We start from the raw sequence: 14,022 nt of genomic DNA, 5'->3' as shown, positions 1-14,022 counted from the left end.
TCGATATGCGTCCCATGAAAACAGTCGCAACTGCAACCCTGGCGCTGCTGGTCAGCGCTGCGGCCCAGGCCCAGCCCAGTGTCAGCGTGTACAACTGGACCGACTACATCGGTGAAACCACCCTGGCGGATTTTCAGGGCAGCACCGGTATCAAGGTCATCTACGACGTGTTCGACTCCAACGAAACCCTGGAAGGCAAGCTGCTGGCCGGTCGCACCGGCTACGACGTAGTGGTGCCTTCCAACCACTTCCTGGCCCGCCAGGTCAAAGCCGGCGCGTTCCTCAAACTCGACCGCGAGCAGTTGCCGAACTGGAAAAACCTCGACCCGGTACTGCTCAAGTTCCTCCAGGAGAACGACGCCAACAACCTGCATTCGGTGCCCTACCTGTGGGGCACCAACGGCATCGGCTACAACGTCGACAAGGTCAAGCAGGTACTGGGTGTCGATCACATCGACTCCTGGGCGGTGATGTTCGAGCCCGAGAACCTGAAAAAACTCAGCCAGTGCGGCGTATCGTTCATGGATTCGGCCGACGAACTGTTCCCGGCAATCCTCAACTACATGGGCAAGGACCCGCGCAGCAACAAGCCTGAAGACTACAAGGAAGCCGAGGCCAAGCTGCTGACCCTGCGCCCCTACATCACCTATTTCCACTCCTCCAAATACGTCTCGGACCTGGCCAACGGCGATATCTGCGTAGCCTTCGGCTATTCGGGCGACGTGTTCCAAGCCGCCAACCGCGCCAAGGAAGCCAACAACGGCGTCAACATCGCCTATGCCATTCCCAAGGAAGGCAGCAACCTGTGGTTCGACCTGCTGGCCATCCCCTCCGATGCCAGCAACCCGAAAGAGGCCTACGCCTTCATCAACTTCCTGCTCGACCCGAAGGTGATCGCCAAGGTCAGCGGCGTGGTCGGTTACGCCAATGCCAACCCGCCAGCCAAGCAGTACATGGACGCCGAGCTGGTCAACAACCCCGAGGTGTACCCACCGCAAGCGGTGCTGGACAAGCTGTATGTCTCCAACACCCCGACGCCGGCGATCATGCGCCTGATGACCCGCTCCTGGAGCAAAGTGAAGTCGAACAAATGAACCAGCACACCTGTGAACATGCCCGCTCCTACTACAGCGCCACGGCCCACACGCAGGTGGCCTACCCTGCCTTGGGCGCCGACCTGCAAGCCGATGTCTGCGTGATTGGCGGCGGCTTTACCGGCGTCAACTGCGCCATCGAACTGGCCCAGCGCGGGCTCTCGGTGATCCTTCTGGAAGCCCGGCGCATCGGCTGGGGTGCCAGCGGACGCAACGGTGGCCAACTGATTCGTGGCATCGGCCACGAAGTCGAAGGCTTCGCCCGCTATGTCGGCCAGGACGGGGTGAAGTACCTGCAGCGCGCCGGGATCGAATCGGTCGAGGTGGTGGCCGAGCGCATCCGCGAACACGCCATCGATTGCGACCTGCGCTGGGGTTTTTGCGAACTGGCCAACACCCCGGCACAGTTCGCCGCCTTTCGCGCCGAGCAACAAAGCCTGGCCGAACTGGACTATCGCCATGAAACGCAACTGGTCGGCCCCGAACAGATGCAGCAAGTGGTCGCATCCAACCTGTATGCCGGCGGCCTGATCGATCGCGGCTCGGGCCACCTGCACCCGCTCAACCTGGTCCTGGGCGAGGCGCGCGTAGCCCAGGCCCTGGGTGTGCGCCTGTTCGAACAGAGCCCGGTGCTGGAGATCCGCCATGGCGCCAGCGCACAGGTACGCACCCGCCACGGCACGGTACGCGCCGGCAGCCTGGTGCTGGCCTGCAACGCACATCTGGACGAATTGGAACCACGCCTGAGCGGCAAGGTACTGCCCGCTGGCAGCTACATCATCGCCACCGAGCCCTTGTCACCGGCACAGGCCGAGCAACTGATCCCGCAGAACCTGTCGCTGTGCGACCAGAAGGTTGGCCTGGACTACTATCGGCTGTCTGCTGATCGACGCCTGCTGTTCGGTGGCGCCTGCCATTATTCCGGACGCGACCCACAGGATATTGCCGCCTACATGCGGCCGAAGATGCTCAAGGTGTTCCCGCAGTTGGCGGACACCCGCATCGATTTTCAGTGGGGCGGCAAGATCGGCATCACCGCCAATCGCTTTCCTCAGGTCGGCCGCCTGCAGCAGCACCCGAACGTGTTCTACGCCCAGGGCTACAGTGGCCACGGCCTGAACGTCACCCACTGGACCGCGCGACTGCTGGCCGAGGCCATTCATGCCGGCCACAGCCAGGGCCTGGATGTGTTCAGCGCGGTGCCGCACCTGACCTTCCCGGGTGGCAAGGCCCTGCGTTCGCCGCTGCTGGCATTGGGAATGTTCTGGTACCGGCTGCGCGAGGTACTTGGCTGAGCACCCGGCCTGGACAAACATCCTTCTTTTCCTTGCACCGCCTTGCGGCTGACTCAATTACGGCTATTTTCAGTGAAGTCTTTGTTTCAGTACCTCACAGGCTTCGGAGGGAATCGAAGGATGATCTCAGCTCTCAAGCGTTACCCAGGTCGGCACTGCTTGCTTGGCGCAGTGCTGCTGGCCCTTGCCGGTTGCGCCAACATCGATGCGCGCACCACCGAATATGTCGGTGCGCCCCATGCCGCGCCCACCAATGCCGCCACTGTCGAAGTGCTGCGCAGCGAGCCGACCCGGCCTCATGCCCGCCTGGGTGAAATCGTCGTCGATGCCAGCGTCGAGCCGCCACCGCCCATCAGCGAAGTCGAGCAAAAACTGCGCGAGCAGGCCGCCAGCATTGGTGGCGATGCGGTGGTGGTGGTCTATGACCGCATCCAGCCGGTGTCAGCCTATGTCAGTGGCCCGTTGTGGGACCGCGACATCCGCACCATCGAAGGCCGCAAGCTCAAAGGCATCGTCATCAAGTATCAATAGGTGTAGTTGCACGATGACCTGTGGTAAGCAGGCTCAAGGCCAGGTTATGGGCCAGTGCCGCTCCCGGCACGGCCTGCACCGGCACGCCATACACCGCCGCCAGCACCGGCGCCAAGCCGGTCAGCTGGGCAAGGTTGCCCGGCTGCTCAGTTGCCGTCAGGACCATTCCCCGGCACAGCGATGCCAGCCACTGCCGGTGTACCTTGAGCCATAACACCAGGCGCTTGCGCGCTTGCAGGTCCTCCTCCTCAGGCGGCGGCAATGGCGGATAGACCAGAACAAACTCGCGCTTGATCAGCAGCAGCGCTTCAACCTCGATAATCCAGCGCTCCACCTCCTCCAGACACGCGGGCATGGACGTGACGTGAACCAGCGGAAATTCCCCGGCATCGAACAGAACCAATTCGTTGAGTTTCATCGCACACCTCGATTTAATACTGTACTGTACGATACACTTTAATCGACAAAGATCAACTCAAACGAGAAAAGCTCTCGTTAAGCAACGGACATCATCGATGAGCACAGCAGCACAAAAGGCCACCAAGGCCAGCCCGCGCCTGACTGAACGGGGGCGCCAGCGCCGTCATGCGCTGATCGAAGCAGCCACCCTGACCTTTCTCGAACACGGCTTCGAAGGCACCACCCTGGACATGATCATCGATCAGGCCGGTGGCTCACGGGGAACGCTGTACAGCTCGTTCGGCGGCAAGGAAGGCCTGTTCGCCGCCGTGATCGAGCGCATGATCGAAGAGATCTTCCAGGCCCCTGGCGAAGGCACAGCACCGCAAGACTCGATCCACGGCGTGCTCGAGCACTACGGTCGGCGGTTCGTCCAAAGCCTGCTGGCCCCGCGCACTATCGGCCTGTACCGCCTGGTCGTGGCCGAGGCACCGCGCTTGCCCAAAATCGGCGAGGCCTTCTACAGGCTGGGGCCCGAGCGCAGTTACCAGTTGCTGGCGGCACGGCTGGCGCAGCTGGAAGACGTTCAGACCGATATTGAAACCCTGGGCGTGATCGCCTGCCAGTTCCTGGAAATGCTCAAGGCCGACCTGTTCCTCAAGGCCGTCAGCATGCCGGACTACACCCCGGCCCCGGCCCTCATCGAACAGCGCCTGCAACTGAGCGTAAAGATCATCGCCCAGTACCTGCAAGGCACCGCCTGAACACCCTCAAGACGCCGGCAGTACACTGAGCGGGTCGATGGGCTTGCCGTTCTGACGGATCTCGAAGTACAGCTGCACACGGTCGGTGTCCAGGTCGCCGGCTTCGGCGATCTTCTGGCCCTTGCTGACGGTCTGGCCTTCCTTGACCAACAGCTTGCTGTTGTGGCCATAGACGCTGGCATGCGAGGTGCCGTGCTGCAGGATGATCAGGTTGCCATAACCGCGGATGTTCACCGCGAACGCCACCTTGCCGGCCAGGCTTGCGAATACCGGCTGGCCCTGGGTGGCGGCGATGCGAATGCCCTTGTTGAGCTTGTCGGCGGACGAGAAGCGGCGGATCACCGTGCCCTGTATCGGCCATGCCCAACCACTCAGGGTGACCTTGGTGGTCGCAGCCACCGGCCGCGCCTTGCTGGCCGTACTGGTGCGGGTCTGCGTGGTGGTTTTCGCACCGCCAAAGCGGATGGTCTGGCCGACATTCACGGCATAGGGCGCACTGATGCCGTTATAGCGCGCCAGCTCCTTGAAGCTCCAGCCATGGCGCGAGGCAATCGAATACAAGGTATCGCCGCGCTTGACCTTGTAGGTGCCCGCCGCGACTTTGTTGGCGGAGACAGCGGGGGATGGGGAATGTGAGCTACATGCGGACATCGCCAACATTACGGCGATCAGAACAAACCTGAAAAACACACCACTTCCTTTTCCCGGAGACGCTATTGACAAGGCGCCTACTATAAATCAGTCCGCAGCGTTACGCGGCAAAGTCCGTGCAAGTTCAATGAACGCCCGGGTCGCTGGCGAGATGATGCGCTCATCGACAACCGCCAGGCCGACCGTGCGTTTGACCGGCGGATCGAGCGGACGCAAGGCCAGATCCCGGGCCGCGCCCAGCGGCAGGGACGATTCGGCGACGATGCTCAGCCCTTCGCCACGGGCAACCATTGCCAGGGTGCTGAGCAGTTGCGAGGTGCGATAACGAATGCGCGGCTGTAGTTTGGCGGCGACAAACAAGCGCGAAACGATTTCGGCGGAACCGGCTTCAGTCAGCACGAACGGGTCGCGGCAGAGCTGTTCGAGGCGCACAGCAGGCTGCTGCGTCAAGCAATGGTCATTGGGTATCAGGGCGAGCATTTGATCTTCCAGCAGCGGGTAGGTGTCGAACGGCTCTTCGGGCAGCACCACAAAGCCGACATCGATACGCCGCTCCAGCAACCATTGCCGCACCAGGTGATCCGGGCCCTCGTCGACATGCACCTCGATACCGGGATACGCCCGGCGGTAGGCCGCCAGGATCGCCGGTAGCAAGCGCACCGAGGCCGTCGGCCCGAACGAGCCGATACGCAGCGTACCCTGCTTCATCCCCCGTGCATCCAGCGCTTCCTGGCGCATGGTCTCGGCCAGGCCGAGCATGGCCTGCGCTCGCTGCAGCAGGCGCGTGCCAATGTCGCTGAGTTCGATCCGCGCCTGTCGACGCTCGAACAAGGCCACACCCAGTTCCTGCTCCAGGGCGCGAATGGCGTGGGACACACCGGATTGCGAGATGTTCAGTTGCGCAGCCGCCAGGGTGAAACTTTGGCGCGCGGCAACGACGGCGAAAATCTCCAGCTGGGTCAAGGTCATCGACAGCAACACCCCATGAGCGATTGCTCATTTCCTTATGAGTCGGCATTCGGACAAGTATGGCGAATTCGTTGATCGTCGTCAGCCAGGGCCACCCATGCCATCCAACCTTTGCACCTACCTGAAACTCGCGCTGGTCTCGATGATCTGGGGCGGTACGTTCGTCGCCGGCCGTGTCCTTGCCAGCGGTCTGGATCCGCTGTTGCTCGGTAGCCTACGCTTTGCCTTGGCGAGCCTGGTGCTGCTGATCTTCCTGCTCCTAAAGCAAGGCCTGGTCCGGGTAAACACCGTCCAGGCCCTGCAGATCGCCGGCCTGGGTTTTTCCGGCATCTATGCCTACACCCTGTTCTTCTTCCATGGCCTGCACTACACCGATGCTTCGAGAGCCTCACTGATCGTGGCGACCAACCCTGCCGTGATGGCGCTCGTCGCCTACCTGTGCTTCAGACAACGCCTTGACCGGGCCCAACTGCTCGGTGTCGCACTATGCCTGCTGGGCGCCGCCGCAGTGGTGCTGGCCAGGGCACCCGGGGCGATCGGCCAAGGCAACTGGATCGGCGATGCGTTGATTTTCGGCTGCGTGCTGAGCTGGGTGATCTTCAGTGTGTTCTGCACACACCTGGTGAAACAGATTGGCGCGTTGCCTACCGTGACCTATGCGGTATTCGCCGGAGCGGCGATGCTCGGCGTGCACGCCCTGGTCACTGGCAGCCTGAGCATAAGCGCACTGCGCCTGCTGTCGGCGCGCGACCTGGCAAGCCTGGTATACCTGGGGGCGCTGGGTTCAGCCTTGGCGTACGTGCTGTACTACGACGCCATCAGCACCATTGGCGCGACCCGGGCTGGCAGCTTCATCGCCCTCAACCCGCTGACCGCCGTGGCCGCCGGCGCCCTGCTGCTGGGCGAACGCCTGACCACGCCAATGATGCTCGGCGGCGCCCTGGTGATCCTCGGCATCCTGCTCATCAACCGGGAGAAGGCGACGCTCAGTTCTCCTGTTTCCAGTGCAGGTTCAACGTGCCGACCTGACCCGGAACGAGAGTGACCGCAGCCCGTTGTTGCTCGCCATTGCGGCTGGCCACCACGCTGTACTTGCCCGCTGGCAGCTTGACCAACACTATGGGCCCGACCTGACTCAGTTGCAGTACAGCTTGCCCCTGCGCGCCCTGGAGTGTCAGATCAACATCCGGCACGTACTTGTTTTCCGGGCCAGAGGAGAAGGTCAGGTGCAGGTTGTAGCCCTGGATTTGCTCAATGGCGCGCGACTCATCGACTCCGATGCCGCCGGTAACATAACTCACGCCATTCTTCTGCTGGGGTTGCAGTTGCACGGCAGACATATCCACTGGCTCCTGATACTGGCCAGCCTGAAGCCCCTGGCTGGGCCAGCCCATCAGCAGCGCGCCCAGGCTGGTGACCAATGCGAGTGTGCTGAAGGGTTTCATTGCCATGACTCCCACGCTACATCGACCCCTCCATTTTACCCCTCTGCCCCCGCGCCTTTAGAACGATTCGGCGTGAGCGTACTGAGCAATACAATGGGCGCTTTTGCGCGTGGTACAGTCTGCGCCCCAACCCGAAGGTGGACCACGAATGGAACTCTCCCCCGCCGAACGCCAGCTGATGCAGGCCCATAAACTGGCCCTGTTTGAAGGTTGCGTGATCTTTGACAGCCAACCCCCCATCGACCCGGCCACCCTGGCCCGGCTCGAAGCCCACCTGGCCGGCCCCGTGCCCCAGGGCTTGCTGCAGTTGTGGCAAACCTGCCTTGGCGGCCGCGTCGGCTATGACCTGCAGGTGGATTACGACGGCCACCGTCACCCCTTCTCCTTCAGCGAATTGTTCTATCCCGACAGTGATGGCTACCACGATCTGTGGGGCTGGATCGAGCATGAGCGGGTACAAGCCGAACAAGCGGCGGTGGAGCAAGGCCTTGAGTGGAGTGGCAAGCTCGACTACCTGCCATTCGGCGGCTTCGAGTACCTGGAGCGCCTTTACGTCTGTGTCACCCCAGGCCCTGACCACGGCGCAGTGATCGCCTGGAGCCGCGGGCTGCCGCCAGCCTGGACGGGCAGCCTGCACCACGACAGCCTCGCGCGCCTGGCCGATGATGTCGGCGCGCTGTTCCGCGAGCTTGTCTATGAAGAAGACCCTTTCGATCCTGCGACCGAGTACAGCAGCGCCGGCGAGTTGCTTGAAGCACTGGATGAACTGGACACTGCCGGTGAGCCGGGGGTGGCCCTGAAGGCCCGCCTGGAGGCGCTACTGCGCCAGCGCATCCTTGACTGGCGCCCGGCCCTGGCCGATGGCAGCCTCGCCGCCCAGCCACGCCTGCGCCAGCTGGCCATGCTCGATGCCGCCGAAAAGGGTGATATCCAACGCCTGCACGCGTTGCGACAAGCCGGTTGCGACTTGGCCGAGCCCCTGCGCGGGCACAACACCAGCCTGGAGTGCTGCCTGCAGCGTGGGCACCTGGAGGCCGCCGACTGGTTGCTCGACCAGGGCATTCCCGTGCAAGCCGACACCCTGCTGATTGGCGCAGCCCAGGTGACCCCGGCTCTGGCCTTGCGCTTGCTCGACAAGGGTGCCCACAGCAACCCCAACGCCGTGCTCCGCGCCGCAGCCCAGGGCCACCTGGACAGCGCCGAGATCATGGCCAGGCCACTGCTGGAAACCTCACCGGACAGCGCCCAGGCGTTGCACCAGGCGCTGCGTGAACGCGCCGAGCAACTGCGTCGTGACGCCAAGCGGGTCAAGGCCGGCAAGTTGTTCAGCAATCTCAGTGCCGCAGATTATCTGGCCGAAGCCGAGCGCATCGACACCTTGTCCCGCAGGCTGCTGCGCTGAAGCACGGGTAACGAAATATTAAGAAACACCTATTACCGAAAGGAATGCAAGTCGAGCGATTATCATCAGTTTGTAACTGCTAATAATTCTCATAAACACTTGCATTTATTTCCTTGGGTGCCCCCTACAATGACTTGCGAACTCGCCCGCAACCGTTCCTCTCACTCACTCATGGCCTCAGCGCTGGGCCTTGCCGTCGCCTCGGCATCGAGCTATTCACTTGCCGAGAAGTCTTCCAGCACGCCCCTGGAGCTTGGCAACATCAACATCGATGCCCAGGCCAGCGGTGACTACAAGACCGAACGCTCGGCCTCCAGCAAATATGCAACCTCGCTGCTCGACACCCCGCAGACCATCACCGTCGTGCCCGCCCAATTGATCAAGGAGCAGCAGGCCCTGAGCTTGCGCCAGGTACTCTCGAACGTCTCCGGCATCACCTTCAACGCCGGCGAAGGCGGTGGCGGTTCGGGCGACAGCATCAACATCCGCGGCTTCTCGGCCAACAGCAACATCCAGATCGACGGCTTGCGCGACAGCGCCCAGACCAACCGTACCGACACCTTCAACATCGAGCAGGTCGAGGTCATCAAGGGCCCCAACTCGGTATTCGGTGGCGCCGGCACCACCGGCGGCAGCATCAACATCATCAGCAAGCAGCCCCAGAACCAGGCCTTTACCCGTCTGGGCGGCAGCGTCGGCACCGACAACTATTACCGCATGACCCTGGACAGCAACCAGCCACTGGACGGCGTAGGCCAGGACAGCGCGTTTCGCATCAACCTCATGGGCCATCAGAACGATGTCGCCGGCCGCGAACAGATCGACCGTGAGCGCTGGGGGCTCGCCCCGTCGTTGCGCCTGGGCTTGAACGAGTCCACGCGCCTGACCCTGAGCGCCTTTCACCAGGTTGACGACAACCTGCCCGACTACGGCGTACCGGCCCTGGACGGCAAACGCCTGGCCGGCGTGAGTCGTGAGGATTATTTCGGCTGGAAGAACCTCGACAAGGAAGAGATCGAGCAAAGCTCGTTCACCGCCAACTTCGAGCACGACTTCAACGACAATCTGCGCCTGCAGAATCTGACCCGCTACAGCCATATCGCCCGTGACACCACGGTGTCGGCGTCCCACGTCAACACCACCGGCGTTCCACCTGGCCGGTACCGCCCAGCCGGCCCCCAGGCCTACGGCCGTGACGCGACCACCGAAATGCTGATCAACCAGACCAACCTGATCAGCAACTTCAACCTGCTGGGCATGCGCCACGACCTGGTCACCGGCATGGAAATCTCACGCGAGACCATGGACCTGAAAACCTACGGCTACGGGCTGAGCAACGCGCTCTATCCGGCCAACGGCTACGACCTGAGCAACCCGCCGGGGCACTGGTCGGGCCCGGCCAACAAAGCCACCAGCAGCTACACCGACACCGAGCTTACCAACCAGGCGCTGTATGTGTTCGACACCATTGCCCTGCACGAGCAATGGGACCTGAACCTGGGCCTGCGCTATGACAAATTCAAAGGCCAGGCCAAGGGTTACGATGCCGCCCAGGTGCGCACCTCCGACTTCGAGTCCACTGACGAGAAACTCAGTGGCCGTGCCGGGCTGGTTTACAAGCCCACCGAGAACGGCCGTATCTACCTGGCGTGGGGCAACTCGTTCAACCCTTCGGCGGAAAGCCTGGCTTCCACTGGCGCCGGCTTGAGCGCTGCCACCGAAAACCTCGCCCCGGAGAAAAACGAAACCTGGGAGCTGGGGACCAAATGGGAGTTGCTGGACAAGCGCCTGGAACTGGACGCGGCCGTGTTTCGCGTAGAGAAGACCAACGCCCGCGAAACCATGGCCGACGGCTCGACCCAACTGGCCGGCAAGCAGCGCGTCCAGGGCGTGGAAGTGGGTGTCACCGGGCATATCACTGAGCAGTGGGATGTGTTCGCCAACTACACCTTCCTCGACAGCGAGACCCTCAAGGCCGCCAACACCGCAGCCGGCATTGCCCGTGAAAGCCAAGCCCTGGGCAACACGCCGCCGCGCTCGCTGAACCTGTGGACCACCTACGAGTTGCCGGCTGGCTGGACCCTGGGCTACGGCGCACGCTACGTCAGCGAACGCAACGTGACCTCCAGCACCCGCGCCAAGCTCGACGCCTACTGGCTGCACAACGCCATGGTTGCGTACCGGGTCAACGAAGACCTGGATCTGCAGTTGAACGTCAACAACCTGTTCGACAAGGACTACGTCGAGCGTGTGCGCCAGCAGAACGGTACTGACGCACGCTCTTCGGCGATTGAGTATGGCGATGCGCGTTCGGCGATTCTTTCGGCGACCTACGCGTTCTAATGGGTTAGCGCGGGCTTGCTAGCGATCGTGTGGGAGCGGGTTTGACCCGCGATGGCATTCTGTCAGCCACATCGCATCGCAGGGCAAGCCCGCTCCCACAAAAAATTCAGCGCAAACGAAAAAGCCCGCGACCTTTGCAGGACGCGGGCTTTCTCTTACAGCGTATGGTGGGTCGTGTAGGATTCGAACCTACGACCAATTGGTTAAAAGCCAACTGCTCTACCAACTGAGCTAACGACCCGTCTGATGGCGCGTATAATACTGATTTCTAACAGGAAATCAACACCCCATCGCAAAATAATTTAAAAATATCGGGTTGGGTCCTCTACACCGGCGGCTTTGAAGCCGTCAGCACGCAGGCGGCAGCTGTCGCATTTACCGCAGGCACGGCCTTCATCGTCGGCCTGATAGCAAGAAACCGTCAGGCTGTAGTCAACGCCGCGAGCCATGCCGGCCTGGACGATCTGCGCCTTGCTCATGTTCTGCAGCGGTGCCTGGATGCGGAAGCCGTTGCCTTCGACACCGGCCTTGGTGGCCAGGTTGGCCATGCGCTCGAAGGCTTCGACAAACTCCGGACGGCAATCCGGGTAACCGGAGTAATCCACCGCATTGACGCCGATAAAGATATCGCGGGCTTCAAGCACCTCTGCCCAGCCCAGGGCCAGGGACAGAAACACCGTGTTGCGCGCCGGCACATAAGTTACCGGAATGCCTTCGCTCGGCGCCTCAGGCACATCGATGCTGCTGTCGGTCAGGGCCGAACCACCGATACCGTCCAGGTTCAGGCCAATGACCTTGTGCTCGACCACGCCCTGGTCGCGGGCAACCCGCGCCGCAGCATTGAGCTCGGCGCGATGGCGCTGGCCATAGTCGAAGCTCATGGTGTAGCAGCTGTAGCCTTCGGCCTTGGCCATGGCGACTACAGTGGCCGAGTCCAGGCCGCCGGAAAGCAGAATTACCGCACGTTTGTCTGTCATTGCATCACTCCTGTCAGCGTCCCGGCTCGTCGTTCCACAGCAGCTTGTGCAACTGCATCTGAAAGCGAACCGGCAAATTATCGGCCACGATCCAGTCGGCCAGGTCCGTGGCACTCACCTGGTGGTGGCTGGGCGAGAACAATACTTCGCCCGCACGTTTTTCCAGGCCGTACTGAATGAGTTTGGACACCGCCCAGTCGTAGTCTTCACGAGAACAGATAACGAACTTGACCTGATCGTTGCGGGTCAGCAGTTCGATGTTCTCGTAACGGTTGCGGTGCACTTCCTCGGAACCTGGGGTTTTCAGGTCGACCACGCGACTGACCCGGGTGTCGACTTTGGAAATATCCAGGGCGCCGCTGGTTTCCAACGAAACGTCGTAACCGGCGTCACACAGTTGCTTGAGCAACGCAATGGCATTGGGCTGGGCCAGCGGCTCACCACCGGTGACGCAGACATAGCGCGGACGAAATCCGGCGACCTGTTCGAGGATCGAATCGAGGGTGCGAATGCTGCCGCCGCTGAAGGCGTATTCGCTGTCGCAGTACTGGCAACGCAGCGGGCAGCCGGTCAGGCGGACGAATACCGTGGGCAGCCCAGCGGTACGCGTTTCACCCTGCAAAGAGTAAAAAACTTCGGTGATGCGTAATGTGTCTTGCATAGTCGCCACGGGCGTAACAGCTAAACAGGCTGTCCGCCTCCGTCAGGCACCGCTGCAAACCCGTCATCGCGTAGTTCGCAGCAGCGTGTTTCATAAAAGGGCAGTGATTCTAACGAAAAAACCCGCGACTAGCGCGGGTTTCTTTTAAGGCGATTGCCTCAGAGCTTTTGCAGGTCGCGCTGGGCCAGTTGTGCAGCCGAGGTCCCCGGGTACTGGGTGACCACCTGCTGGAGAATGCCCTTGACCCGGTCGGTATGACCCAGGCGGCGCTCTACGTCGGCCAGCTTGTACAGCGAATCCGGCACCTTGTTGTGCTTGGGATACAGCTGACTGACCTTGGCGAAGGCCTGCCCTGCGCCTTGCAGGTCACCCTTGGCCAGGTTGACTTCACCGAGCCAGTACTGGGCATTGCCGGCGTACTGGCTGTTCGGGTACTTGCGCAGGAAGGCGTTGAACGCCTGGCTGGCCTTGTCGAAATCCTTGGCTTTGATCAGGTCGAAAGCAGCATCGTAGTAGAGCTTCTCTTTCGCCGGATCGCCAGGTTCGCTGCTGGCAGCAGGTTGTTGGCCAGTGGCCGCGCCTGCGGCGCCTGCAGCAGCACCGGCAGCGGCTTCGCCACCGGCTGGGGAATTGGTAGGAGTGGCGGCAGGTGCAACACCGCTTCCGATACGCCGATCCAGGTCCTGGTAACGCTCCAGGCTCTCCTGTTTCATGCGTGACACATCATTTTGCAACTCTTCAATGATGCCTTGTTGCCGCGCAATCTGCTCCTGCATTTGCTGCAGTTGCATGAACAGCTGGCCCTGTGCCGAGGCAGGGGCCGTAACCCCTCCCCCGGCATAGGCGCCGTTCGTACCATAACCCGCGGGCGGATAGCTGCTTGCGCCGCTATAGCCTGCGTTGTCATCAACAACAGGAACCTCAGCCCAGGCCATGAGAGGCAGGGTGAGAGCCAGGACGGTTACAGCACGACGGCACGTTCGCATATCGAATTACTTACGCAGTTCGACGCGACGGTTCTGAGCCCAGGACTGCTCGTCGTTACCGGTAGCAACTGGACGCTCTTCGCCGTAGGAAACCAGTTCCAGTTGGGCAGGAGAAACGCCTTGCAGTACCAGGTAGCGTTGAACGGCTTTCGCACGACGCTCGCCCAGAGCCATGTTGTATTCGCGAGTACCACGCTCGTCGGTGTTACCTTCCAGCACGACGCGAGCGCCGTTGCCTTTCAGGTCCTTGGCATGAACGTCCAGAGCGCGCATGGCTTCTGGCTTCAGGTCCGAGCTGTCGTATTCGAAGTAGAAGGTGGTGATTGCGCGCAGAGCAGCTTCTTCGCTCAGGCTGCCGTCAACAGCGCCAGTGTTGGCACCGTAGCCAGCGTTAGGGTCGACTTGGCCTTGGCCAGCGTCGTCACCGCCTTTGGAGGAGCAACCTACAGCTACGGCCATGGCCAGAGCCAGCGCAGCAAACTTACCAAACTTCAGCATTTCCATC

The 14,022-nt window shown here is 61.8% G+C and carries 15 protein-coding genes and 1 tRNA gene; 7 read left to right on the top strand and 9 right to left on the bottom strand.

Annotated elements, in window-relative coordinates; translation table 11 throughout:
- Positions 1-14: 14 nt before the first annotated feature.
- The 3 genes from EXN22_RS07990 to EXN22_RS07980 all read left to right on the top strand — a co-directional run bounded on the left by EXN22_RS07990 (position 15) and on the right by EXN22_RS07980 (position 2,920).
- The gene (locus EXN22_RS07990; RefSeq protein ID WP_407691946.1) at positions 15-1,094 is read left to right on the top strand and encodes a polyamine ABC transporter substrate-binding protein; all 1,080 of its coding nucleotides are present in this window, start codon (positions 15-17) and stop codon (positions 1,092-1,094) included.
- A complete protein-coding gene (locus EXN22_RS07985; RefSeq protein WP_130263549.1) occupies positions 1,091-2,389 on the top strand; it encodes an NAD(P)/FAD-dependent oxidoreductase in 1,299 nt (432 codons plus the stop codon). The genes EXN22_RS07990 and EXN22_RS07985 overlap by 4 nt, the downstream gene beginning before the upstream one ends.
- A 120-nt stretch (positions 2,390-2,509) precedes the next feature.
- Positions 2,510-2,920, top strand: coding sequence for a hypothetical protein (locus EXN22_RS07980; RefSeq protein WP_130263548.1), 411 nt, complete (start codon positions 2,510-2,512; stop codon positions 2,918-2,920).
- Here EXN22_RS07980 and EXN22_RS07975 read toward each other — a convergent pair.
- Positions 2,907-3,338: a hypothetical protein gene (locus tag EXN22_RS07975; protein WP_130263547.1), complete on the bottom strand. Its 432-nt coding sequence runs from the start codon at positions 3,336-3,338 to the stop codon at positions 2,907-2,909. The two genes, EXN22_RS07980 and EXN22_RS07975, sit on opposite strands and share 14 nt — an antisense overlap.
- Before the next feature lie 97 nt (positions 3,339-3,435).
- On the opposite strand from EXN22_RS07975, the gene EXN22_RS07970 reads away from it, so the two are divergent.
- Positions 3,436-4,083 (top strand): TetR/AcrR family transcriptional regulator, encoded by a 648-nt coding sequence (locus EXN22_RS07970; RefSeq protein WP_130263546.1) that lies wholly within the window; start codon positions 3,436-3,438, stop codon positions 4,081-4,083.
- Positions 4,084-4,089: 6 nt separating this feature from the next.
- Here EXN22_RS07970 and EXN22_RS07965 read toward each other — a convergent pair whose 3' ends face one another.
- Together EXN22_RS07965 and EXN22_RS07960 are read right to left on the bottom strand one after the other, a co-directional pair.
- On the bottom strand, positions 4,090-4,773 hold the full coding sequence (locus EXN22_RS07965) for a peptidoglycan DD-metalloendopeptidase family protein (RefSeq protein ID WP_130263545.1): 684 nt from the start codon (positions 4,771-4,773) through the stop codon (positions 4,090-4,092).
- A 48-nt stretch (positions 4,774-4,821) separates the two neighbouring features.
- Positions 4,822-5,703 (bottom strand): LysR family transcriptional regulator, encoded by an 882-nt coding sequence (locus tag EXN22_RS07960; protein WP_130263544.1) that lies wholly within the window; start codon positions 5,701-5,703, stop codon positions 4,822-4,824.
- A gap of 97 nt (positions 5,704-5,800) precedes the next feature.
- On the opposite strand from EXN22_RS07960, the gene EXN22_RS07955 reads away from it, so the two are divergent.
- On the top strand, positions 5,801-6,748 hold the full coding sequence (locus EXN22_RS07955; protein ID WP_130263543.1) for a DMT family transporter: 948 nt from the start codon (positions 5,801-5,803) through the stop codon (positions 6,746-6,748).
- Here the strand turns inward: EXN22_RS07955 and EXN22_RS07950 are convergent.
- A complete protein-coding gene (locus tag EXN22_RS07950) occupies positions 6,690-7,148 on the bottom strand; it encodes a carboxypeptidase regulatory-like domain-containing protein (protein ID WP_130263542.1) in 459 nt (152 codons plus the stop codon). The genes EXN22_RS07955 and EXN22_RS07950 overlap by 59 nt on opposite strands.
- A gap of 148 nt (positions 7,149-7,296) precedes the next feature.
- Here EXN22_RS07950 and EXN22_RS07945 point away from each other — a divergent pair, with 148 nt between their 5' ends.
- Positions 7,297-8,550 (top strand): ankyrin repeat domain-containing protein, encoded by a 1,254-nt coding sequence (locus EXN22_RS07945; protein WP_130263541.1) that lies wholly within the window; start codon positions 7,297-7,299, stop codon positions 8,548-8,550.
- A gap of 129 nt (positions 8,551-8,679) precedes the next feature.
- A complete protein-coding gene (locus tag EXN22_RS07940) occupies positions 8,680-10,893 on the top strand; it encodes a TonB-dependent receptor (protein ID WP_130263540.1) in 2,214 nt (737 codons plus the stop codon).
- Between the two features lie 165 nt (positions 10,894-11,058).
- On the opposite strand, the gene EXN22_RS07935 is transcribed toward EXN22_RS07940, so the two are convergent.
- From EXN22_RS07935 to pal, 5 genes are all read right to left on the bottom strand, one after another.
- Positions 11,059-11,134, bottom strand: a tRNA-Lys gene (locus tag EXN22_RS07935).
- A 61-nt stretch (positions 11,135-11,195) separates the two neighbouring features.
- On the bottom strand, positions 11,196-11,870 hold the full coding sequence (gene queC / locus EXN22_RS07930; RefSeq protein WP_130263539.1) for a 7-cyano-7-deazaguanine synthase QueC: 675 nt from the start codon (positions 11,868-11,870) through the stop codon (positions 11,196-11,198).
- Positions 11,871-11,883: 13 nt separating this feature from the next.
- The gene (queE, locus tag EXN22_RS07925; protein ID WP_130263538.1) at positions 11,884-12,531 is read right to left on the bottom strand and encodes a 7-carboxy-7-deazaguanine synthase QueE; all 648 of its coding nucleotides are present in this window, start codon (positions 12,529-12,531) and stop codon (positions 11,884-11,886) included.
- Between the two features lie 158 nt (positions 12,532-12,689).
- Positions 12,690-13,517, bottom strand: a complete 828-nt coding sequence (gene ybgF, locus EXN22_RS07920) for a tol-pal system protein YbgF (protein WP_130263537.1) — start codon at positions 13,515-13,517, stop codon at positions 12,690-12,692.
- Positions 13,518-13,523: 6 nt separating this feature from the next.
- Positions 13,524-14,021, bottom strand: a complete 498-nt coding sequence (pal, locus tag EXN22_RS07915) for a peptidoglycan-associated lipoprotein Pal (RefSeq protein WP_010223188.1) — start codon at positions 14,019-14,021, stop codon at positions 13,524-13,526.
- Between the last annotated feature and the right edge of the window lies 1 nt (position 14,022).

It is taken from the genome of Pseudomonas tructae (assembly GCF_004214895.1).
In the GTDB taxonomy this organism is placed as follows: domain Bacteria; phylum Pseudomonadota; class Gammaproteobacteria; order Pseudomonadales; family Pseudomonadaceae; genus Aquipseudomonas; species Aquipseudomonas tructae.
This window is presented reverse-complemented; position numbering and strand designations above follow the sequence as displayed.